The sequence below is a fragment of the Paenibacillus sp. FSL L8-0333 genome (assembly GCF_037965665.1).
GTDB lineage: Bacteria > Bacillota > Bacilli > Paenibacillales > Paenibacillaceae > Paenibacillus_AQ > Paenibacillus_AQ odorifer.
Genome location: NZ_CP150186.1, coordinates 4,857,813 through 4,880,163 on the forward strand (window position 1 = coordinate 4,857,813; position 22,351 = coordinate 4,880,163).

Consider the following 22,351-nt stretch of genomic DNA (forward strand, 5'->3'; position numbering starts at 1 on the left):
ACGGGGGAGCATTCATGACTCCTTATCTAGAACAGTTATCTTATTTGGACTGAAAATAAAAGGTCAGCAAATTTGATAATCCAAACGGATTGCGGACTACAATGTCATTTGCTCTGAACATAATACTGCCTGCAACCTCTTTATATTTCTCATTATATTTAAGCTGGTTGATGATTTGGTCGCCACTTTGCCATTCTGCTTTCTGGTCACTTGCTCCAACCTTATAAGCGGCTTGCCCAATATAGAGCTTAACATTCGTATTCTCTACCTCTTTAACCCACCAATCTACTAGCTTATCGTAACGGGCAGTGCTAAAGGACAGACTCCAATAAATTTGCGGTGCGACATAGTCAATCCAGCCTTGCTTGATCCATGTCCGAACATCGGCGTACATATCGTCATAAGCGGTAACTCCAGCTGTGGTATCCGAACCTGTGCTGTCTTTTTTGATATTACGCCATACACCAAACGGACTAATTCCATAAGAAACCTTCGGTTTCACCTTATGAATCTGTTCTCCCAATTGACGGACGAATTCATTGATATTATCGCGGCGCCAATCCGCCTTAGAGGACAGGTTCTTCGTGTTATAAGTCTTATAAGCAGTATCATCGGCAAAAGATACACCTGAAGGATAGAAATAATCATCCAAATGGACACCATCTACATCATAGCCTTTGACGACCTCCAACACTGTATCGATAATATGCTGGCGGGCTGCTGGGATCCCTGGATTGATGTATTTTTTACCTCCTGCGTCTACAATCCATTCCGGATTTGACTTAGCCACATGATTACTTGCTAATGCGGATGTAGAAGCATCTGTTGTCGCGCGGAATGGGTTGAACCATGCATGGAACTGCATACCGCGTGAATGTGCAGCGCTGACCATATAGCTCAACGGGTCATAACCCGGATTTTTTCCTTGTGTGCCGGTCAGCACCTTAGACCAAGGAACTAGAACAGAAGGGTATAGGCTGTCTGCTGAGGTTCTAACCTGTACAAAAACAGCATTAAAACCAACAGCTTTTAGCTTGTCCAGCAGATTATCAAATTCTTGTTTTTGTTTCGCTTCGTTACCTGCAGAAGCTACTGAAGGCCAGTCCAGATTAAATACTGTAGAGATCCAGGCTCCCTTCATCTCCTTGTTAGCCGACGCACCAGGGATACTTGGAACTGTTGGCGAGGTCGGTTTTGGAGTCGCTGTAACGACTGGAGTCGCTGTAGGTACTGCTGGCGTTTCCGGATCAGCAGCCTGCGGCGGCTCTGTATTAGAGTACAAAGAAATATGTTTGGTAGTCTGATCCCAGATAACCTGTAACCCCAATTGCTCACTTACAAAACGAAGCGGCACCATAACCCGTCCCTGCTTAATCTGTACTGAGGTGTCGAGGGCTACAGAAGCATTATTAACTAATGCACTTTTCTGGCCACTGGTCAGCTTGATCTCTGTATCTCCTTGCGTGATTGTAACTGTCTTACTGCTTTGATTCCAAACTACTCCAGCACTCAACCCTTTACTAATGACGCTAATTGGCACCATCGTTACATTCGAAGCTGTGATATACGGCGGCACATCGCTTGCCAGCGCCTCGCCATCCAGTTCAATGGTAATCTGCACAGCTGCCGCACGTGCCCCAGGAGACCATAAAGGCAGAAACAATACTAATACTAGCAATCCCAACATCCATTTACGATAATTCATAATTCCTCCCCAAATCTAAAATAATATGTATCCAATAAAAAAAGAAAAAACGGATCAATCCTCCAAGTTGATGTACCGATTCCACCCTTCAAAAGAGCGGTATCAGTCTCAGCCAGAAAAAGGACTTATCCGTTTTGACGCTAAAAACTGGGAAAGGTTGCACTAAACAAAATAGAAACGGCTATACCATCAAGTAGTTTATGCTCACCAAAGCCTTGCTGGGCATAACTTTAAGGACGGTATCCGTTTCGGGAAAAAACATTTCAAGAATCGCTTGCCAGTTCATTGTGAATAGCATATAAAGTCTGCAGACGTTCTTCATCGCGGCGGAAATATTCCACCAACGTTTCGATACGTGTAATCGAATCCCAACTCAAGTGGTGCTCGATCCCTTCAACATCATTATAGATAAATTCCTGCTGTACTCCGATCAAACCGAGGAATTCTTCCAATAGTTGATGACGATCAACAAGACGTTTCCCTACTTTTTTCCCTTTGTTGGTTAGGACAAGCCCACGATATTTCTCATAGATGAGATATTCGTCCTTATCCAGTTTTTGGATCATCTTGGTCACAGAGGAGGGGTGTACTTCCAGTCCCTCGGCAATATCCGAGACCCGCGCATAACCTTTCTCATCAATGAGCTTATATATGCGCTCCAAATAATCCTCCATGCTGGGTGTTGGCATTAAAATTTACCTCTTTTCTATAATGAACCTGGCGCCGAGCCAAACCTTGCTCTAACAATGATACATGTTTCTAACGCCCCTTGGCAAGTCCTTCAAGAGAACATGCTGAGGAGTTACCCATGATTGCCATGCTTCTAATGAGACTCAGTTAGGCATAATAAACTTACTCATCTTTCAGAAGGAGCGTGAATTCATGACTATAGTGACACCTGAGACCCCTCCCGTAAAGAGAACCAGAAAAGCTACAGCCCTTTTTGTCCCCGAGCTTGTTTTCTTCGAGCCGGATGCTTTAAATTACCCGAAAGGTGAACGGATCATGGAATGGGTGAAGGCTAACAATATTCCCTATCGCATGACTACATCGCATAACCGCATAATGAATTTCCCGGGTGACACAGAGGTCGAGCAATATAAAATTGCCAAAAGAACACTTGTAGTCGGCCTGCGCAAAACCTTAAAGTTTGACCAATCCAAACCCTCCGCAGATTATGCAATTCCGATCGCAACTGGCTGCATGGGCCACTGCCATTATTGTTATTTGCAGACTACTTTAGGTGCAAAGCCTTACATTCGTGTATATGTAAACACCGAAGACATCATTGACGCCGCCAAAAAATATATCGAGGAGCGTAGCCCTGAAATCACGACTTTTGAAGCAGCCTGTACCTCAGATCCATTAGGACTGGAGCATATTACCGGATCTCTGTCAGAACTCATCACATTCATGGCAGCGGAGCCCCTTGGCCGCCTGCGCTTTGTGACCAAATACCAACATGTTGAACCTCTACTCGATTTGCAGCATAACGGACATACCAGAATTCGTTTTAGCGTAAATGCTGACTATGTGATCAAAAATTTCGAGCCTGCTACCTCGCGGTTTGAAGAGCGAATTGAAGCGGCTGGAAAGGTCGCACGTGCCGGCTATCCACTGGGCTTCATCATTGCCCCAATTATTTGGTATGACGGCTGGCAGGAAGGCTACGCGGAGCTGCTGGCCAAATTAGCCAAGACCCTCCCGCCGGAAATAGGAAAAGGTCTAACCTTTGAAATGATTCAGCACCGATTCACCAAAACAGCCAAGACTGTAATTGAGAAACGTTACCCGAAATCTAAACTAGAAATGGACATGGAGAAACGTAAAAAGAAATGGGGCCGCTGGGGACAGAACAAATATGTCTATCCGGATGAACAGCAAACCGCCCTGCGAGAATTTATCACAGAGCGGATTTTCGAGCATTTTCCTGAAGCAGGTATTGATTACTTCACCTAAGCTCTAAAAGTTCTTGTATTTTAAAAAATTAGCCAATCCGGCGTTATTCCTTGTAGCCACACTGTTATCCGGAACATTTGATCCGTGAACAGCAAAACACCCATAAATACCATTAGGACGCCGCCAATCTTCATCAGCAGATTCGAATACTTGAGGATACGCTTCACTCCGCCAAGGAAAAAGGCTAAAAGAAAAAATGGCAAAGCAAATCCGATGCTATACGCGGTAATCAATGTAAACCAAGTGCCTGGATCGCTTGCCGACAGTGCAATAATTGCCGTCAAAATCGGTCCGATACAAGGTGACCAACCAGCAGAAAAACCAATCCCGAAAATAAAGGAGCCCACATAACCCGCCGGTTTCCATTTTAAATCAAGCTTCCGTTCGCGAAGTAGAAACTGGGGCTGAAAAATCCCAAGCAAAAATAAACCCATTACAATAATTAGAATCGCCGACAATTGCCGGATCAGATCACGCTGGCCATTAAAGAATTGCCCGAATAACCCAGCCCCAAAACCAAGTGTGTAAAAAACAGCAGAAAAACCTAATATAAATGCCAATGTATGAGTCAGGGTGCGTATACGAACCTCTTTAGAGTTGCTGCCTGATTTTAATTGTTGAACGGATAACCCGGTAATATACGATAAATAAGAGGGGTACAGCGGTAAGCAGCATGGCGATATAAACGATGCCACCCCTGCAGCTAAAGCAATTCCTGCATTGATATTAGACAAAATAGCGGCTCTCCTTCCGGCATTCGAGTCACTTCATGGAGCTGCTTATGGCTCCTTTTTTTAATATAAGAAAGGATTAATTTCTCATTATTACTTTTCTTATATTTCACACCTAAACGCTTATCGTCCTTACAAGGACACCGAAGGCGTTTACGCTTGCCTAATGCGATACCGATTACTTAATTCGCTGTTTATGCTGGCAATCCCTTTTTACCGATCAAGGTTAATACCAATAATGATATGAGCAAAAGCACAATAGTTGCACCGGGAGCCAAATTCCACACTCCAGCTACTACTAGTCCTCCTACAACGGCAATCTCCGAAATGATAACCGCCAGGATGACCGAGGATTTAAAGCTACGAGATAGCAATAAGCTGATTGCGACCGGAATAGTCAACAAAGCAGATACTAATAGCGAGCCCACAATCTTGATCGCTGTGCTAATCACAAGTGCTGTCAGGATGGTGATCAGCATGTTAAGCAGCTTCACCGGCAGCCCACTTACACTTGCTGCATCCTCTTCAAAGCTAAGCAAAAAGAACTCTTTAAAGAACATCGATACTACTACTACAACAGCTATAGTCACTATGCCTACCACGATCAAATCAGTATTATCGAGCGTATAAATGCTGCCGAACAAATAACTCATTACGTCAGCATTATAACCTTTTCCTAAGGTGAAAAAGAGTGAAGCCAACGCCACTCCGCCCGACATTATAATGGCAATCGACAGCTCCGCATAACTCTTATAAGCCTTGCGAAGCTTTTCAATCGCGAAGGACGCTACCACTGCAAAGATAAGGCCTGCGCCCAGCGGATAAAATCCTGTTAGAAAACCGAGTGCTACCCCCGCTATAGTAACATGAGCCAGCGTATCACCAATCATGGATAATCGTCTAAGCACAAGAAAAACGCCTATAAGCGGCGCCGTTATACCAATCAGCAGTCCGCCCGCAAGCGCCCGCTGAAAAAAATCGCTAAATAGTATTTCCAACTTAAACTCTCCTTCATACAAACTCAAACCATTTTAAAACCTTTTTCAAACCTTTTTCAAACCTTTTTCGATCCCTCCCAAACCCTCCCTTCCAAGGGAGGGCCCCAAGGGCTCTGCCCTCTGGACACCCGTTAAGTGCAACTAGCGTAGGAGTTAGTGTTACTGAACATAGATAGGTCGGGGAAGATCGCTTTCGTCCCTAAAGGGACACGCTTGCAGACTGGCGGTGCCTAGATACGAGAAAGATTAAGATCAACTAGGATTGAGTCCCCGACTTCCGCACTCGCACACTATGTATAGCTCTAATCGCAGAGAAAGCTGCGATTCAGAGTTCAATTATGACTTAAGAGAGCGTGTGCTGCAGGTTCTCTTCTGTGCAATTCTGGAGATCATGTGAGTGGCGGGAGTAAAAGTTGATTTTACCATTTGTCTGCACGGGCTCATGACCTAAATAATTTTTGATCATGTCGATATCATGCGACACCATCAGGAAGGTCATATGATGATGAGCATGCATATGCGTAATTAATTCAAAGAATCCCGCTTGTGATTCGGCATCAATACCCACCGTAGGTTCGTCCAAAATCAGCAGGTCAGGATGGTTAATCAGCGCCCGAGCCAGAAAAACACGCTGCTGCTGACCGCCTGACAGCTGGCCTACTCTTTTCTCCGCAATATCTTGTATCCGCATGACTTCAAGTGCATCCTCACATTGACGATGCTGAGCCTTAGATACTCTGCGGATCAGATTCTTGTTATTATATAGACCTGACAGAACTACTTCACGCACCGTTGCTGGAAACAATGGGTTGAAGGCATTTTTTTGCGGAACATATCCGATCCGTTCCCAGTCTTTAAACTTGCGGACAGGCGTTCCGAATAATTTAATTTCACCACTGCTCGCCGGAAGCAAGCCGACGATCATTTTCATCAATGTTGTTTTACCAGCACCATTAGAACCAATGATACCAAGGAAATCTCGTTCTCTTACACTATAGTTAAGATTCGATATCACCTTCTGTTCCCCATATGAAAAAGAAAGATCCTGTATATCGATGATATGCTGATGGCAGTCCAAGGATACCGATTGCATGCTTAAGTACCGCCTTTCCCTTATACTTTCCTTATTATTGTAAGGCCATAATCAGATTTTGCAAATTTTTCTCCATCAGAGTGAAGTAATTATCTCCGTTCTTCTCTTGCTCCGCAGTAAGTCCCTCTACCGGATTAAGCACCATAGTGGAAACACCCGCTTCGGCTGCAAGTGTCTTAGCCAGTTTATCGGAGACAAGCTCTTCAAAAAAGATATACTTGATCCCTTCATCTTTTACCATTTTCGCAAGCTTCACTAAATCCTGTCCGCGCGGCTCGGCGTCCGGCGAAAGTCCCATAATCGCATGCTGATCCAATCCATAATCACGGGCAAGGTAAGAGAAAGCCTGATGTGATACTACGATCTTATGGTTGGGCAGCTTAGCAAGCTCCTCTTTGAATTTACTATCTAATGCCTGCAGACGTTCAGCAAGCTTATTGTAACGCTCTTCATAACCTTCTTTATGCTCAGGATCCACGGACTGAAGGCTTTCTTTAATATTCTGAGCCATAGTAATGGCTGATTTTGGACTTACCCAAGTATGCGGGTCCGTATGCAGGCTGTCTCCTGAGGCATTACTGTTATGATCCGTATCCTCATTTTGATGAGACTCTTCCTCACTTGCCCCATGATCATGCCCGTCATCTTCATCGGTCATGATATAATCAATACCTTGGCTTACTTCAACCGCCTTAACTTTACTGCTGCTATCAAGGCCTTTTAAAAAGTTAGGGACCCAGCCTTCTAAGCCTGCACCGTTATATAGAAATAGCTGTGCCTTAGAAGTGTTGATAATGTCTTGACTGCGCGGTGTCCAATCATGTGGCTCCACACCCACTGGAAGCAGGTTAATAGCATTGATATCTTCCCCGCCAATCTCCTTAGCAAACTCGTAAATAGGATAAAAGGTTGTAACTACATTTACTTTCCCTTCAACTATACTTCCACTGCTCTTAGGTCCGCATGCACTTAGTGTAAATACCAGTACCAGTGCAAGGACGAGCAAAATTATACGCGATTTCATTGCTGCCATTATATTGATCTACCCCTCAAATCGTAAATTTTACTATTAGTAGTATAATAGTAATCGTTACGATAAGTCAACAAAGTATCCAAAAAGAAACGGCAATATCGCCTTTAATAAAAAAGGAATGTTCCTTCAGCCAACCCGGCTGAAGGAGCATTCCCTTGATCAAACAACCTCATTAAAAAATTTCTACAACAGTATTGTCTTATTTCACTACTGCTCCGTTTGGCATGCTGTCCGGCACGGTAGCGATCGTTAGCTGGTCACCTTCAGAAGCCGCCAAAATCATCCCTTGGGACAACTCCCCACGCAGCTTCACCGGTTTAAGGTTTACGATACAAATCACTTTACGTCCCACCAGCTCTTCTGGTGTATAGAATTTCGCGATACCAGAAACCACTTGACGTTGTTCATAACCCAGATCCAGTTGCAGCTTCAGCAGCTTGTCAGCTTTTTTCACTGGCTCTGCAGCAATAACTTGAGCAACACGCAGCTCTGCTTTAGCGAAATCGTCAATGCCGATTTCCTCTTTATGCTCTTCCACTGGCTCGGAGTCCGCAGCCGCAGGAGCAGCCGCTTCCGCCACTTCAGCAGCCGCTTTGCCAGCGCCCATTGCCTCGGCAATATAAGCTACCTCTTGCTCCACATCCAGACGCGGGAAGATTGGATTGCCTTTCACCAGCTTTGTTCCCGCCGGAATCATGCCAAAAGTCTTACCGCTATCCCAAGTCGTTAACTCACCAGGCTCAATACCCAGCTGTTCCCAGATCTTCGCTGGTGTTTGTGTCAAGAACGGCTGCAACAGGATTGAAGCAGTACGCAGACCTTCCACCAGATGTCTCATCACAGAAGCCAACTCGGCAGTTCTATTTTCATCTTTGGCAAGTACCCAAGGTTGGGTCTCATCGATATATTTGTTGGTGCGGCTAATGAATGTTCCGATAGCTGTTAGCGCCACGGAAAACTCCATTTTTTCCATAGCTTCTTCTACTTTGGCATAAGTATTCTCAGCCGCAGCTTGAAGCTCACCATCAAATGCTGTTACATTCCCGTCATATGCCGGAATCTCGCCTGCAAAATACTTTTCAACCATAGCCCCTGTACGGTTCAACAGGTTACCAAGGTCGTTGGCAAGGTCATAGTTAACCCGGTCTACAAAGCTTTCCGGTGTGAACGTGCCATCAGAACCAAACGGTACTTCGCGCAGCAGGTAATATCGTAATGCATCCAAGCCATAACGATCAATCAGTGTCACAGGATCAACTACGTTACCTTTAGATTTCGACATTTTTCCATCTTTCATGAGCAACCAGCCATGGGCAAATACCTTTTTCGGAAGGGGTTCACCAAGCGCCATCAGAATGATCGGCCAGTAAATTGTATGGAAACGAACAATTTCTTTACCAACGATGTGTACATCCGCGGGCCAGAACTTGTCATACAAGGTGCGATCCTCGGAACCATAACCTAGAGCAGTAATATAGTTAGTCAAAGCATCAATCCACACGTACACGACATGCTTCTCGTCGCCCTTAACTTTCACACCCCAATCAAAGGTTGTGCGGGAAACTGCCAGGTCTTCCAGTCCGGGCTTGATGAAATTGTTAATCATTTCGTTCTTACGGGATTCCGGCAAAATAAACTCTGGATTCTCCTCGTAAAATTGCAGTAACCGATCCGCATATTTACTCATCCGGAAGAAATAACTTGCTTCCTTCACCAGCTCAACCGGGTGGCCGCTATCTGGGCTTTTTGCACCAGTAATCACACCGTTATCATCACGCACAATATCAACTAATTGCGTTTCTGTGTAAAAGGTTTCATCTGGGATACTATACCAGCCCTCATATTCACCTTTATAGATATCTCCTTGCTGCAGCAACCGATCAAAAATATCCTGTACCACTTTTTTATGACGCTCTTCCGTAGTACGGATGAAGTCATCGTTCGAAATGTCCAGCTTGCGCCATAGCTCCTTAATACCAACAACAATGTCGTCTACGAACTGCTGAGGGGTCTTTCCTGCTTCCTCTGCCTTCCGCTCAATCTTTTGTCCATGTTCGTCTGTACCGGTTAGATAACGCACTTCGTAGCCGCGCAGACGTTTGTAACGGGCCATTGCGTCTCCTGCCACGGTTGAATAAGCATGTCCGATATGTAGCTTGTCACTCGGATAATAAATTGGTGTCGTTAGGTAAAACGTTTTTTTCTCACTCATTCGGTAATCATCCTTTCTTATTAAAAAACAAAAAACTCCCGTCCCCATAATGGGGCGAGAGTATAACTCACGCGATACCACCCAAATTTCCTGCCTCTTCACAGAGCACAGGCTTCGCCAGTTCCCTCGCGGGAACTGTCCATTAACGCTGGATCACGCTGTTATCTTACGTGAACCTCAATTGCAGTCCCCGCTCGAACACAGTTCCTCCCGGACCATATTCAATCTAACGCTCCATACCGGCTTTCAGCACATTCCGGCTCTCTGTAATGGACGTAACGATTTACTTATCCGTTCTTCGGAATTCATACTATTACTTGTGAATATACCCAAAGGTAAGGCCCCATGTCAAGTCGCAGGGGCAGAATCCTTCTCAGCAGATTCATCTTGAAGCGGCGGCACAGGATCAAGTCCTCCAGGATGAAAGGGATGACATCTGGCAATCCGCTTAGCTGCAAGCCATGAGCCTTTCAGTGGACCATGGACTTCAATGGCTTCCAAGGCATAGGCAGAGCAGGTTGGATAGAAGCGACAGGTTGCTGGTTTAATAGGGGAAATGTACCTGCGGTACACCCGAATAGGCGCCTGAATCGTTCTGCGTAGGGTCACCATTTCTAAAGTCCCTTTTGTTTATCTGATGCTGCAACTAGTTCTTCTTCCCGGTTCTCTTCACATTCTTTGCAATAACCGAACACCTCAAATTTATGCTTGACTACCCGGAATTGATCGGGTGTATCCGTTAAATTCATCGGGCAGAAATTAATCGGGTAGGTCTTTTGGCATTGAAGGCAGATCATATGATGGTGATGATCCTGATGATTGCAGCTTCCCTTGAACTTCACTCCGTCTTCAAAGACAATCTGTTCAAGCACACCAAGCTCTTCCATTACACGAAGATTGCGGTACACCGTATCAAAGCTAAGCCCGCTATACTTGCGGCCCATATGCTCATATACATCCTTCGCTGACAAATATCCCTTATTCTCGCCGAATAACTGGGCAAGCGTTTTGCGTTGGTCGGTGATTCGCAGTCCTTGCCCCGACATGACTTCTAATATTTGTTCTGTCGACAGCATACGCTCATCTCCCATAAGATCAGTTCATTTATATTTCACTCTCTTAATAATGCCCCAAAATAAATGCCCCGTCAATGAAGCACAATGAAGCACCCCTACATAACCAATGAATTATTATATTTAAACAAAAGCCCGGCTGCGTATTCCTTTACGGAATATTCAGCCGGGCCTTTATTGTAGATAATTCCCCAATAGAGCTTATAGGGATATTCCTATTCTGTTATTTCTTTGCTGGAAGTGGAGTGATGAGGAAATTGACCGGCAAGTTACTGCCTGAAGCTGCTGTGAACAAAATCTCCACACTGCCGCCATACTCACCACTACGATAAACCACACTGTTCATATCAGCATTAGCAAGACTTCCCACGCTTGGCATATGCACGATTTGATTATTAACCATAACCGGCCCCATATAGTTACCGCCACGTGGATTAAACGTAATCAAGGAGTTTGGTGCAACATTTTCGAATCTGATCTTGTATAATACCCCGAAATTACCGGCATTGGATGCTTCCGTACCTGCCATTGGGTCTACGCCAGCCAGGTTCTTATCACTGGAATTATCGCCTAGCAGAAGTTTTGCAGGGGTTTTTCCTACCTCATCGGTAACCGTGATAATACGAGTAGAATCTTCGTAAGTTCCCCGATTATGCACTCCGTCTTGATCCAGAACTGGAAGTGTTGGAAGTGTAGTCAGTGGATCTTTATTCGCATCAATTAACATGACATTATAATCGATTGGATAATCACTAAATAAGTCCGCTTGCAGTGAAACAATTTCACTTGGTTTCATCGCAATTTGGTTTAGATCCGTCAGAATTGAGACGCTTTCCCCGGGTTGCAGAACAATCGTTTTATAATGCTCATTTGTAAGCATAGATTTCCAATAACGTTCTACAGACATTTTACCTGTACCTTCAGGATATGTGCTTGGGCCTGCAAAGCCAACATATTCTGTTGTAAGCGTAGTTGGGTAAAGATTGTTATTCGTAGCAATCACATACACTTTAGCTTTAATATTCAGGTTATTCTTGTGGTGAATCAAGAAGCGGGTTTTACCTAATGAAGTCTCACGGTAAGTAACACCTTCTGTATACACCGTTTCTGGGCTGTTGCTGCGAATTAGTTTATAAGGCTCGGAAGAAAGATTATAAGCTACTTGCTGCCAAGTAGGAACCATCGATCCATCGATGCTAAACACACTGCCCGGAGATGCAAATAATCTGTTGAAATCTTCTTTACTGTACAAGATTTCATCCGAAATATTAACGGTTTTCTCAAAGGTACTGATCGCGCCATGTGAATCTTTTACTTGGACAGCAATTGTCGCTGGACCCGGAGTAAAGAAAGCTTCTGCTTTGTTCGTCCAAGTTACGGTAATTTCATCACCATCAGGATCGTTACTTAGATCGGTATAAGTAATCATTTCACCCATCTTATATGAATCCTTGTCTGTAGTGAAATTAGCAACTGGAGGTGTATTAGGTTTAAGCACTGTGATGGTCATGGAGTAAGGATCACTCCACTGTTGATTCGCATCCATTACGGAATAGGTTACTACATAATATCCTGGTTGATCATAGATATCCTGCTTGTTACCTCCCCAGCTTTCATCCACAATAGCTACACCATTTGGTGACGAGCTGGAGGTAACGAAGGTCACTGGTTCGCCGGCGTAAATTTCAGTTGGCACTGTGAAAGAAGCTTTAGGTTTGTTGTTTAATGTAAGGATTACCCGCTTTTGTACATTATCAACGGTGTAAGGAATGCCCAGTGCCCCAGTTATGGATGTCAATGGAACCATGAAAGTACCCTTGTATTGGTAAGCTGGACCTTTCATTGTCTTCTTTTCACCATTAACTGTATAGACCTTGCTGTCGGTCTTAAAGCGCATAACGTCGCTTCCCTTGGTAACAATGGTTTCTTTCGTTTTATAATCATAAACGTATTTCACACCTACACGTTCTACCATAGCCCGGATCGAAACGTAGGACACGCCGTTTTTCACTGCCATAGGCTGATTAGCTAAATATTCCTGGCCGTTCTGATACATTTTGTTGCTGTTCATCATAAGGATAAGCTGATTGCTAGCCGCAGCACGAGCACCATCTGTTGTTGTAGTAGGTTCTGTAGTAACTCCAGGTGTTGCAGTTGGAAGCGGTGTTGCAGTAGGAAGCGGTGTTGCAGTAGGTTCAATTGTTGCTGTAGGTTCAACAGTAGTCGTAGGATCAACTGTCTCTGCAGGAATAGGAGTTGGTGTTGGTGACACTACTCCTCCTGGCGTCTCCGTCGGCAATGGCGGCAATGGATCGGTAGATTCTGGCATTACCTCCGGCGCAGCTGAAACAACTGTCCCTATTACAGTAGTATTACTTGGGGTATTATTGACAGCTTCAGCAAAAGCCGGCACTGCCGAGGCGGCCTGAGATACAGCCAAAACAGCAACTAACGTTAACTTTTTCAAATCCATGATATAACTCCTCTGCTCCTATTTGTAAATATAAGTAGGACTCTATCTTTTTCATACTCCTCTTATATTCCCCGCAAAATGCTACCACCCACGATAGGGCGGCAAAAAGCTTTTGCCACGATCGTCATAACAAACATAGTATTAGACGCATGCCACCATAAAAAGTTTCATTATTAAGTAAAGAAAGATTAACGCTGTATTAAATAACATTCTACAACCACGCTGTTTCCCCTGAAAAAAATGAGATTTTTTCTATAAATATGTTTATTTTTCGTCTGACTATATTCGCTTTCATTTGCTTTTGTTACAATGTATGGAAGAATATCTTTTACATGCGAGGGATAACATGTCCAAAAAAATCTCCATCCTCGTTCAATTAATCATGGGCTTCTCTCTAATCATCTTCACCATCGTAGGATTCACCATTTTTTTGTCCTACCGCTCTTCCTCTCAAGCTGTTTTAAACCGCTCCAACCAATATATCCTGGAATCCGTCAAGCAACTTCAAGGTAAAATGGACGCAATTCTTCAGGATAACGATAAGCTTTCTTCTACGATCATGTTCAGTCCCTTGATTCAAGAAACCTTGGGAGACTTAGCGTTGTCACGTTCACCTCGTACAGACGCCATGGAAATTACTCGTTACATAGATCAACAGACACGTTCCATAAACTCTGACATCCAGTTCAAGCTGCTCGGGCTGTCCGATGATCAGGTGTATACCAACAGCAGTTCCTTAAAGGTCATCTGGGACAGCGAAAAGGAAATCCGTGATGCTTATTGGTTTCCGGCTATAGCACAGAATAAAGGCCGAATGGTCTGGTTCGGTGTAGATGTATGGCAGAACGGTAATATCCCTGTGGTGATGGGTGCCAGACAAATTAATGATTGGAATGATCTAAACCGGTTAGGAACCCTGTTTCTTGTCCTCCCTGTCGAGGTTATCCATAACGCTGTCAGCCAATTTCACCTCGGCAAAAATGAGAAAATCCAAGTTGTTGATTCATTTAATACCATTGTCTATTCCACAGATCCAAAAGAAATTGGACTCTATATGAACGACGGGCTTCTAAAACAATTCAGCAATCATAAAGCCAGAATCATTCCACAAAAAATAAACTCACGCAATCTATTCGTATCCTATGCCTATTCCGACTATAGCGAGTGGAGCGTTTTTGCTTACATTGATTCTAAAGACGCTGTCAAAGATTTAAATACGATTCGCCGGAATATTATTTTAATTGGCCTGCTGGGGATGGGCGCTGCCCTACTATTCACTTTCTTTTTCTCTTGGACCCTATCCAAGCCCCTTCGTAATCTGGCAACCAAGCTGAGCAATGTCGAACGGGGAACTACTTTACCTTTTGTAAAAACAACCATGAACAAAGAAATGGCTATCCTTTATTCAAGCTATAATTCGATGCTCCAAAACCTGGATCATACTATCGCTGACCTATCCAGCAAGCAGATCAGTGAAAAGCAAGCTCAGATCGTAGCACTCAAAGCGCAATTCCGCCCGCATTTCCTTTATAACACTTTGAATACAATCTATTGGTCGCTCGCCAACAAACGCATGCAGGAAGAGTCCCAAATGGTACTCGCTCTAAGTGACCTGCTCCGCTATAGCATTGACCGCGGATCCGAATTCGTTACAGTTGAGGAGGATTTAAAGCAATTAGAACGGTTCATTTTTCTCCAGAAGCTGCGCTACGAGGACAAATTGCAGATTGATCTTTTTGTAAATCCTGAGGTTATGAATGGCCAGCTTATGAAATTAACCCTTCAGCCACTTGTCGAAAATGCCATTACTCATGGACTTGAACCCACACTTCGGGAAGTATGGCTAATTCGCATACGTGCCTATAGTGAAGGAACATCTCTGGTGTTAACTGTAGAAGACAACGGGGACGGCATGAGCGAGGAAAGTATGGCAGACGCATTAGTCGGCGGTGAGGTTAATCCGGAGAAGCTGCTTCATACCGGAATTGGACTATCCAATCTAAATCATCGCATAGAGCTGATCTACGGACAGGAATTTGGTCTACAGCTATCAACAAGCGAGCTTGGTGGCTTATTTGTGAAAGTCACTGTTCCATTACAGTATGATCAAAGTTAAGGAGGCACAACGATGAATGTGTTAATCGTGGACGACGAAAGTTTTGTTCGCCGTTCTCTGTCAGAAATGCTGGGAAGTGCGAATCATAACTTTAGCATTATTGGCTCGGCAGAGAACGGTTTAGAAGCTGTGCAACTGTTAAAAGAGCATATGGTTGATCTGGTGATATCCGATATACGAATGCCCGGCATGGATGGACTGGAACTTGCAAAGCATATCCATGAATGTTATCCAGACACTGAAACCGTGCTGCTCACAGGTTATCAGGATTTCACCTATGCTAGTCAAGCCATCCGTTATGGTGTAAAGGAATATTTGGTTAAACCAAATTCAGTAGAACATATTCTTGAAGTCGCAACAGGCGTATATGAACGTCTTCAATTGAAGAAACAGCAGAGGCAATTAACGCAGCTGAGAGAAAAAAACCTTCGGGAGAAACGCTTATCTGATCTTCTTTACGGCATCCCGTTACCCTATTTTGAAGAACAACTTATTCCTCCTTTTCATTCCTTTGTAGTCATAACCGTAAACCATCTTGGAGTAGGCATGCCGCAGAACTGGTCGGAACAAGCCATGTATGCAGCGGTCGTTAATATATTAGAAGAATGTTTTGCGCTGTACGCCAATGTTGTTGGTATTCAAGAGGAGCAGGAAGCCATCATGCTATTATTCTATCCTCTTGAGCAGCCTAACGGCGTGGATGAGGTATTGACACAAGAACTGCTGCATAAGCTGTCGGGTATTCTGAAATCGCCATTCTGTGCAGGGGTCTCCAACCCTCACTATCAATTGGGGGCACTCGCGACCGCCTATCACGAGAGTCTGGAAGCTTGTCAGCAGGTCAAAAAAGAGAGTACGCCATCCGTTATCTTTTTCAGAGACCTCACCATACATTCGGCTTCTCCACAGCTCGCTGAACAATTACAAGTAAAGGCAACGCGCAGGGTAATCTCTATGATGATTGAGGTTATGAATTCCCGGCTCCAAGAGAATCTCTCCCTCAAAATGATCGCAGATGAACTGTATATGAATCCTACCTATCTCGGCCGATTGTTTAAAGATGATGTAGGGGAACCTTTCTCTAGCTTCCTTACCAAACTTCGTATTCAAAAAGCTACTGAATTATTAGAGAATGTTACTCTCAAGGTATATGAGGTTAGCGAATTAGTAGGCTTTAAGGATCCTGCATATTTCAGCCTTATTTTTAAGAAATACATGGGGATGACTCCTCAGGAATTTCAGAAGCACAACAAATAAAGTAGAGGTGTGTTTCTCTTGAATGTAAATGGTAAGTTGATTACTGTCCTATTAGCATTTGGCTTATTACTTAATACAAGTGGTTGTCAGCTCTCCCCTTCCAAGGAAGATACCGCTTTACAAGACCCGATACAGCTGAACATCTGGCTCACTGCCGGATCAGGTCTTGAGTCGCTCATTGACCAATATCAATCTCAACATCCCGAGCTAGAGATTCATATTCAAACCTCCACCTCCACGCAGCTTCCAGCCAAGCTACAGACTTCATTCGCAGCAGGTTATAGTTCCCCGGACGTGGCTGCCATTGATATTAGCTATTTGGATCGCTTCAAACAGTTCCCTGATTATTTTTATAACCTAAAAACTTTTGAAGCTGACAATCTGAAGGACCAGTTTCTGAATTGGAAGTGGCAGGAGGTGCTGGGTAATGATTTTATTTTCGGATTACCAACGGAAATTGGACCCTATGCCATGTTATATCGAACGGATATATTCGCATTATCAGGTCTCCCTACTAAACCAGAGGAAGTGGCTAAAGAAATCCAAACTTGGGAGCAATTCCTTGAAGCGGGCACCAAAGTACAGGAAAGAACAGGAAAAGCTTTTGTAAATGACTTGGAGAACCTCTATCTCACCCTTCTACGTCAGTCCAAGCTTCAATATTACAGTCCCACAACGCAAGAATTGATCCTCGACAATAATCCAGCGGTCAAACGAGCCTGGGACTTCTCAATTCAAGCCCTTAAGCTAAATCTGTCCGCCAGTATTGCAGTGGATACGCAACGCTGGGGTGCAGGCCTGCTCAACGGAGATTTTGCAGTCATGCTCTGTCCGGCTTGGATGATTGGTCATATCAAGAGCAGTGCTCCAACTGCCAGCGGTTTATGGAATGTAACACAAATCCCAGAAAACAGCGCTAATCGCGGAGGCTCCGTTCTGACCTTACCAAAGACAGGTAATCATCCTGATGAATCCTTTGCTCTTATTAAATGGCTAACCGAACCAACGCAGCAATTGGTTTCTTTCAAGGTACAAGGGGCTTTCCCTTCCACCCCCGAAATCTATGATGACCCAGAGATCCACGATCTGCATGATCCTTATTTTCCTAATTCAGAGCTTGGTCTGACCCTTTCGTCAGCAGCAAAAGCAGTAATTCCGACCTATTACGGCCCTCATCACGCTGACGTGGAGACAAGCATGCTCGAATACTTGACCAAAGCTGAAAAAGGCGAGCTAACTCCTGAACTGGCTTGGACCCTTGCTGTTCAAGCCGCAAAACAAATAGACAGCTCCTTCCGCTAAGTAATATCATAAAAAAGGCTCTCCCCGGCTAAATTAGCCTGCTGGGGAGAGCCTTTTTTTAAATCATTTTCGCTTTATTTTTGCGCAGCCAGGAAAGCATCCAGCTGTTTTTGTTTCTCTGCAATAATCTTATCGAGCCCTGCCTTTTTCAGCTTATCAGCATACTTAGTCAGTACGGTATCAGGATCAACAGAACCCGTATCCAAACTGATGTCGTATTCATCCATTACAGCTTTACAAGCAGCCATTTCAGTCTTCATCGCGGAGGCGTCGAAGTTGAAACCAAGCGCTACAGAAGCTTTACCTTTAGAGTTAAAGGCTTTGAATTGTTCCCATTTGTCTGGAGCTTCACTTTCCCACACGGGGTTCAGGAATTGACTTCCAAGCATCCAAGCTGCAGCCGTATTATAATCAGCTGTTTTGTCTGTAGCTTTGATCGTATCACCACTTACGACTTCATAGTGAACACCTTTTATACCGAAAACAAGCAGATTGTTGATATCTTTATCTGTGTGCAGAATATCTAGCACCATCATAGCCCGGGCCGGATCACCAGAGGAAGCAGAGATCGCAAGCATAGATCCAGCAGCATCACTTGTAGAAATCGTTGGATCATTGAATGCAATTTGTTTCAGCTTGCCAACCAAGCCGGTAGCATTCGCCAGCTCACTATCTTTACCTGGTTTAAGCGATTGCACTGTCATAAAGACATTGCCAGCCTTCATTGCATCCTGAGTCGAATTCGTAGCAACTGCGGCGTCTTTGTTAATGTAACCCTTTTTCATATACTCACGAGTAAGTTTAATGATTTCTTTATAACGATCCATCTCAATCATCGATTGAATCTTAGTATCTGAGGAATCTTTAAGCAGAACACCAGGAATGGCAGCATCACCAAGGGTATCGTATTGTGCCATGTACTGTGAGTTAAAGGTCTCACCTTGTTTGAAATACAATGGAGTCAGGTCAGGTCTTTTCTCCTTCACTACTTTGAGAACTGCATCCAGATCTTGAATGGATTTCACATTCGACATATCGATGCCCAGTTCATCCGCAATATCGGAGCGATAGACAACCCCACCTTGTGCAGCCAGCTCCTTGTTTGTAGGAACAGCATAATTCACACCATTGATCGCTGAACCTTTTAAGAATTGTGGATCCAGATTTTTTAGAATCCCTTGGCCGTATTCATTTAGGAGATTACCATATTTGCCGCTATCGTCATTAATCGGGAGATAAGCGCCTTTAGCTGCATTCGTTACGTAGTTCTTCCATTGAGCTGTAAAGATGATATCGAATTTTTCCTGACTCGCAATTTTCAGATTGACATCATTGTCCCATGGACCCCAATCGATCGGTGCGATATCCAATTTGGCGTTGATTTTAGGTTCCAATAACTTATTGATTTCATCTTCTACTGCTTTTTCATCCTTTTGCACTGCACCGACATAGATTAACTTGACGGTATAAGGCTCCAATTCTTTTGCCGGTTCGGCAGTAGGATCTGCGGCTGGCTCATCCGTAGCAGCATTGGTAGCGGTTGCATTTTCACTTGGAGCAGGTGAAGCTGCTTCATTATTCCCGTTATTCCCACCGCAGCCTGCTAAACTAAAACTCAGTACCATCGTTAGCAATAGTGTCATTAGTGCGCTTTTTCTAACAGCTTTCATATACACCATAACCTCCCTCAAAATATTTATATATGCTGAATCGGCCGTTCACACCTTAGCATAAAGCGGCCGAATTAAGCCATGACAATCGTCCTTAACCTTTGACAGCACCCACGGTAAGCCCTTTAATAAAATACTTCTGGAAGAAGGAATATACAAACACGATAGGTCCAATACCAATAACAGCCATCGCCATTCTTACCGTTTCTGTCGGAATATTGATCTCTACACCTTGTGCAGCTAAGGCAGCCATCGCCTGAGGACTTGCAGTCAGGAACTGAACATTCAGCATCGTCTTATACATTAGGTATTGTAAATTGACATGACCTTCGGGTGAGATAAAGATCAAACTAAGGTACCAATCATTCCAATAGGCCAGGGTCTGAAACAAACCTACTGTAGCTAACACTGGCATAGACAAAGGCAAAATAATTTGAACGAAGATCCGGAATTCTGGTGCCCCATCGATCTTAGCAGATTCGATTAAAGCTGGTGGTATGGTATTGGCAAAAAAGGTCCGTAAGATGATAACAAAGAAAGCAGAAACCAGCAGCGGCATAATTAGAATCCATAACGTATCCTTCATATGCATCATTCGCGTGTAGACCAGATACCAAGGCACAAGGCCACCATTAAACAACATTGTAAAAAACATAAAAAATGAGAAGAAATTACGATGTGGAAAATCTCCACGTGAGATAGGGTAAGCGTACATAGCCATAATGATAAGACTCAGAATCGTGCCCACCACAGTCACAAATAACGAAACGGAAGCTGCATCGATAATTTGCCAATAATCTTTTAACAGAAATTCATAAGAAGAAATATCCCACTTGTTAGGAAAAAAGCTGTACCCGTTCTGAATAACGGAATTCTCGTCCGAAAACGATACAATAACTACGAGGATCAGCGGCACCACACAAATCGCTGTGTATATCCAAAAGAATATATTAATTAGCAAATTAGATATATTAGATATTTCATTGGGTTGTCTTTGCCGTTTTGTGCGCTTTCCTGTACGCCGTGACGACCCTATTGCTGTTTCTGTCTGGCTCAACACTCCCACCTCCCTTTAAAATAAAGCATCATCTTTACTGATTCGTCGCACTGCTAGATTCGCCAAGAAAATCAATAGAAATCCTACAACAGATTGAACGAGACCCGCGGCTGAAGACATTCCTATATCACCGATTGCAAGGAAGGTCTGATATACATAAGTGTCGATAACCTGCGTCGTCGAGTATAACGCTCCTGCATTTCTCGTAACCTGAAAGAATAATCCGAAGTCTGCGTTAAAAATCCTACCTATCTGCAGCAGCGTCATTACTATAATAACTGGACTGATCAGGGGCAGCGTGATTTTTCGAATCTGCTTCCATTTAGAAGCTCCATCAATAAGTGCCGCCTCATAATATTCATTATCTATTCCAATGATAGCGGCCATATAAATAACCGTTGTATACCCAATCTCTTTCCATATCTTCACAATTACAAGAATCCCAGGCCAATATTTAGACTGTGAATACCATTCGATAGGATCTACCCCAAAGAACGGGAGTAATGTCTTGTTCATGAACCCATGCTCTGCACTCAGAAAGCCGTATACTAAGTAACTTACGACGACCCAAGAGAGAAAATAAGGGAGAAACATAGCGCTTTGATGGAATTTCGATAGCCATCTGCTACGCATTTCGTTAAACATAATTGCGAAAGCTAGCGAAAAAAATAGCGTCAGTATAATAAACGCTGTATTATACAATAACGTATTCCTCGTAATGATCCAGGCCGTCTCCGTCGAGATTAAATATTTGAAGTTTGCTAACCCGACCCAATCACTACCTAGAATCCCTTTTTGGTAATTGATATCCTTAAATGCAATTACCGTTCCTAACATCGGTATGTAGTTATTGATGATTAGAATCACTATCGCAGGTAACATCATCAAATAGAACACCCAATATTTCTTCATTACTCTAAGGAAATTCGGCGTTCTTCCCCTGCCTGGTTTCTTTACTTCTGACAAGCTGACGGAAGGATTCGTCACACTCATTTTTGGTTCCCCCATTCTCCATCATCCCATTCTTAAGTCCCAAATACTCTTGCTTGCCTAACGTTTTGCGTATCCTCCTTACACTCTAATTAAAACATATGATAATTTATGGGAGTATAGGGAACATATTATATTTCTATAAAAAAAGAGACGATTATCCTCGAAAATCAAGGAAAACCATCTCTTCAGCCTCTAAATAGAGGCAAAAAATTTAATTAATCATAGCTTATGTACCTTAATCGCATTTATCACAGCCAAGAACTGATCGATAATCTTTGCTCTTTATCACAGCCAAAGGCTGGTTGATAATCTTCGTACTTTATCACAGCCAAGGGCTGGTCGATAATCTTTGTACTTCATCACAGCCAAGGGCTGGTCGATAATCTTTTCTCTTCATCACAGCTAAGGCTGGTCGATAATCTTTGCTCTTTATCACAGCCAAGGCTGGTTGATAATCTTTTCTCTTCATCACAGCCAAGGGCTGGTTGATAATACCTGCCTGCCTTAGATTAACCTAGGCAATCAGCCCTTGTGTTCCCAGAAAGGCCCACATCCGTAGGTGTGGGACGGCCCCTATACTACTACGAAGAGGGGTGAGGGAGAAGGAACGGAGAGGAAGTTTGGAACTGTAGGAGCGTAGCGTTCGCCTTTATCCTCGGATTTCAACCGCTAATAGCGG

At 43.7% G+C, this 22,351-nt stretch carries 17 protein-coding genes and 1 other annotated feature; of the genes, 4 read left to right on the forward strand and 13 right to left on the reverse strand.

The genetic code is table 11. The annotated features are described in order from the left end of the window. Positions 1-40: 40 nt before the first annotated feature. Both NYE72_RS21845 and mntR read right to left on the reverse strand, forming a co-directional pair. Positions 41-1,705: a family 10 glycosylhydrolase gene (locus NYE72_RS21845; protein WP_076141625.1), complete on the reverse strand. Its 1,665-nt coding sequence runs from the start codon at positions 1,703-1,705 to the stop codon at positions 41-43. Between the two features lie 263 nt (positions 1,706-1,968). Then, positions 1,969-2,394, reverse strand: coding sequence for a transcriptional regulator MntR (gene mntR, locus NYE72_RS21850; protein ID WP_036682880.1), 426 nt, complete (start codon positions 2,392-2,394; stop codon positions 1,969-1,971). A gap of 193 nt (positions 2,395-2,587) precedes the next feature. On the opposite strand from mntR, the gene splB reads away from it, so the two are divergent. Next, a complete protein-coding gene (splB, locus tag NYE72_RS21855; RefSeq protein WP_036682882.1) occupies positions 2,588-3,664 on the forward strand; it encodes a spore photoproduct lyase in 1,077 nt (358 codons plus the stop codon). Between the two features lie 20 nt (positions 3,665-3,684). On the opposite strand, the gene NYE72_RS21860 is transcribed toward splB, so the two are convergent. The 8 genes from NYE72_RS21860 to NYE72_RS21895 all read right to left on the reverse strand — a co-directional run bounded on the left by NYE72_RS21860 (position 3,685) and on the right by NYE72_RS21895 (position 13,277). Next, positions 3,685-4,398 (reverse strand): cytochrome c biogenesis protein CcdA, encoded by a 714-nt coding sequence (locus NYE72_RS21860; protein WP_036682883.1) that lies wholly within the window; start codon positions 4,396-4,398, stop codon positions 3,685-3,687. A gap of 191 nt (positions 4,399-4,589) precedes the next feature. Then, on the reverse strand, positions 4,590-5,393 hold the full coding sequence (locus tag NYE72_RS21865; RefSeq protein ID WP_036682884.1) for a metal ABC transporter permease: 804 nt from the start codon (positions 5,391-5,393) through the stop codon (positions 4,590-4,592). 343 nt (positions 5,394-5,736) lie between these two features. Further along, a complete protein-coding gene (locus NYE72_RS21870) occupies positions 5,737-6,486 on the reverse strand; it encodes a metal ABC transporter ATP-binding protein (RefSeq protein ID WP_036682888.1) in 750 nt (249 codons plus the stop codon). 34 nt (positions 6,487-6,520) lie between these two features. After that, a complete protein-coding gene (locus NYE72_RS21875) occupies positions 6,521-7,519 on the reverse strand; it encodes a zinc ABC transporter substrate-binding protein (RefSeq protein ID WP_051491262.1) in 999 nt (332 codons plus the stop codon). 199 nt (positions 7,520-7,718) lie between these two features. Continuing rightward, complete coding sequence (gene metG / locus NYE72_RS21880) at positions 7,719-9,731, reverse strand: methionine--tRNA ligase (RefSeq protein WP_036682891.1); 2,013 nt, start codon at positions 9,729-9,731, stop codon at positions 7,719-7,721. Positions 9,732-9,778: 47 nt separating this feature from the next. Further along, positions 9,779-10,039: a binding site (T-box leader), on the reverse strand. A 40-nt stretch (positions 10,040-10,079) separates the two neighbouring features. Then, positions 10,080-10,343, reverse strand: coding sequence for a membrane protein insertion efficiency factor YidD (yidD, locus tag NYE72_RS21885; protein WP_036682893.1), 264 nt, complete (start codon positions 10,341-10,343; stop codon positions 10,080-10,082). A gap of 2 nt (positions 10,344-10,345) precedes the next feature. Next, positions 10,346-10,807 (reverse strand): transcriptional repressor, encoded by a 462-nt coding sequence (locus NYE72_RS21890; protein WP_036682896.1) that lies wholly within the window; start codon positions 10,805-10,807, stop codon positions 10,346-10,348. Positions 10,808-11,027: 220 nt separating this feature from the next. Beyond that, positions 11,028-13,277 carry a copper amine oxidase N-terminal domain-containing protein gene (locus NYE72_RS21895; RefSeq protein WP_036682898.1) on the reverse strand — a complete coding sequence of 750 codons (2,250 nt, stop codon included), beginning with the start codon at positions 13,275-13,277 and terminating at the stop codon, positions 11,028-11,030. Positions 13,278-13,623: 346 nt separating this feature from the next. Between NYE72_RS21895 and NYE72_RS21900 the strand changes: the two genes are divergently transcribed. Genes NYE72_RS21900 through NYE72_RS21910 form a run of 3 tightly spaced genes read left to right on the forward strand, consistent with a single transcriptional unit; the run spans position 13,624 to position 17,952 of the window. Further along, positions 13,624-15,393, forward strand: a complete 1,770-nt coding sequence (locus NYE72_RS21900) for a sensor histidine kinase (RefSeq protein ID WP_036682901.1) — start codon at positions 13,624-13,626, stop codon at positions 15,391-15,393. A 12-nt stretch (positions 15,394-15,405) separates the two neighbouring features. Next, positions 15,406-16,650, forward strand: coding sequence for a response regulator (locus NYE72_RS21905; RefSeq protein WP_036682902.1), 1,245 nt, complete (start codon positions 15,406-15,408; stop codon positions 16,648-16,650). An 18-nt stretch (positions 16,651-16,668) separates the two neighbouring features. Beyond that, positions 16,669-17,952, forward strand: a complete 1,284-nt coding sequence (locus NYE72_RS21910) for an extracellular solute-binding protein (protein WP_051491263.1) — start codon at positions 16,669-16,671, stop codon at positions 17,950-17,952. Positions 17,953-18,026: 74 nt separating this feature from the next. On the opposite strand, the gene NYE72_RS21915 is transcribed toward NYE72_RS21910, so the two are convergent. From NYE72_RS21915 to NYE72_RS21925, 3 genes are all read right to left on the reverse strand, one after another. After that, a complete protein-coding gene (locus NYE72_RS21915; RefSeq protein WP_036682905.1) occupies positions 18,027-19,622 on the reverse strand; it encodes an ABC transporter substrate-binding protein in 1,596 nt (531 codons plus the stop codon). Between the two features lie 94 nt (positions 19,623-19,716). Beyond that, on the reverse strand, positions 19,717-20,679 hold the full coding sequence (locus NYE72_RS21920; protein WP_235219483.1) for a carbohydrate ABC transporter permease: 963 nt from the start codon (positions 20,677-20,679) through the stop codon (positions 19,717-19,719). A gap of 15 nt (positions 20,680-20,694) precedes the next feature. Further along, a complete protein-coding gene (locus NYE72_RS21925) occupies positions 20,695-21,672 on the reverse strand; it encodes an ABC transporter permease subunit (RefSeq protein WP_235219484.1) in 978 nt (325 codons plus the stop codon). Positions 21,673-22,351: the final 679 nt, after the last annotated feature.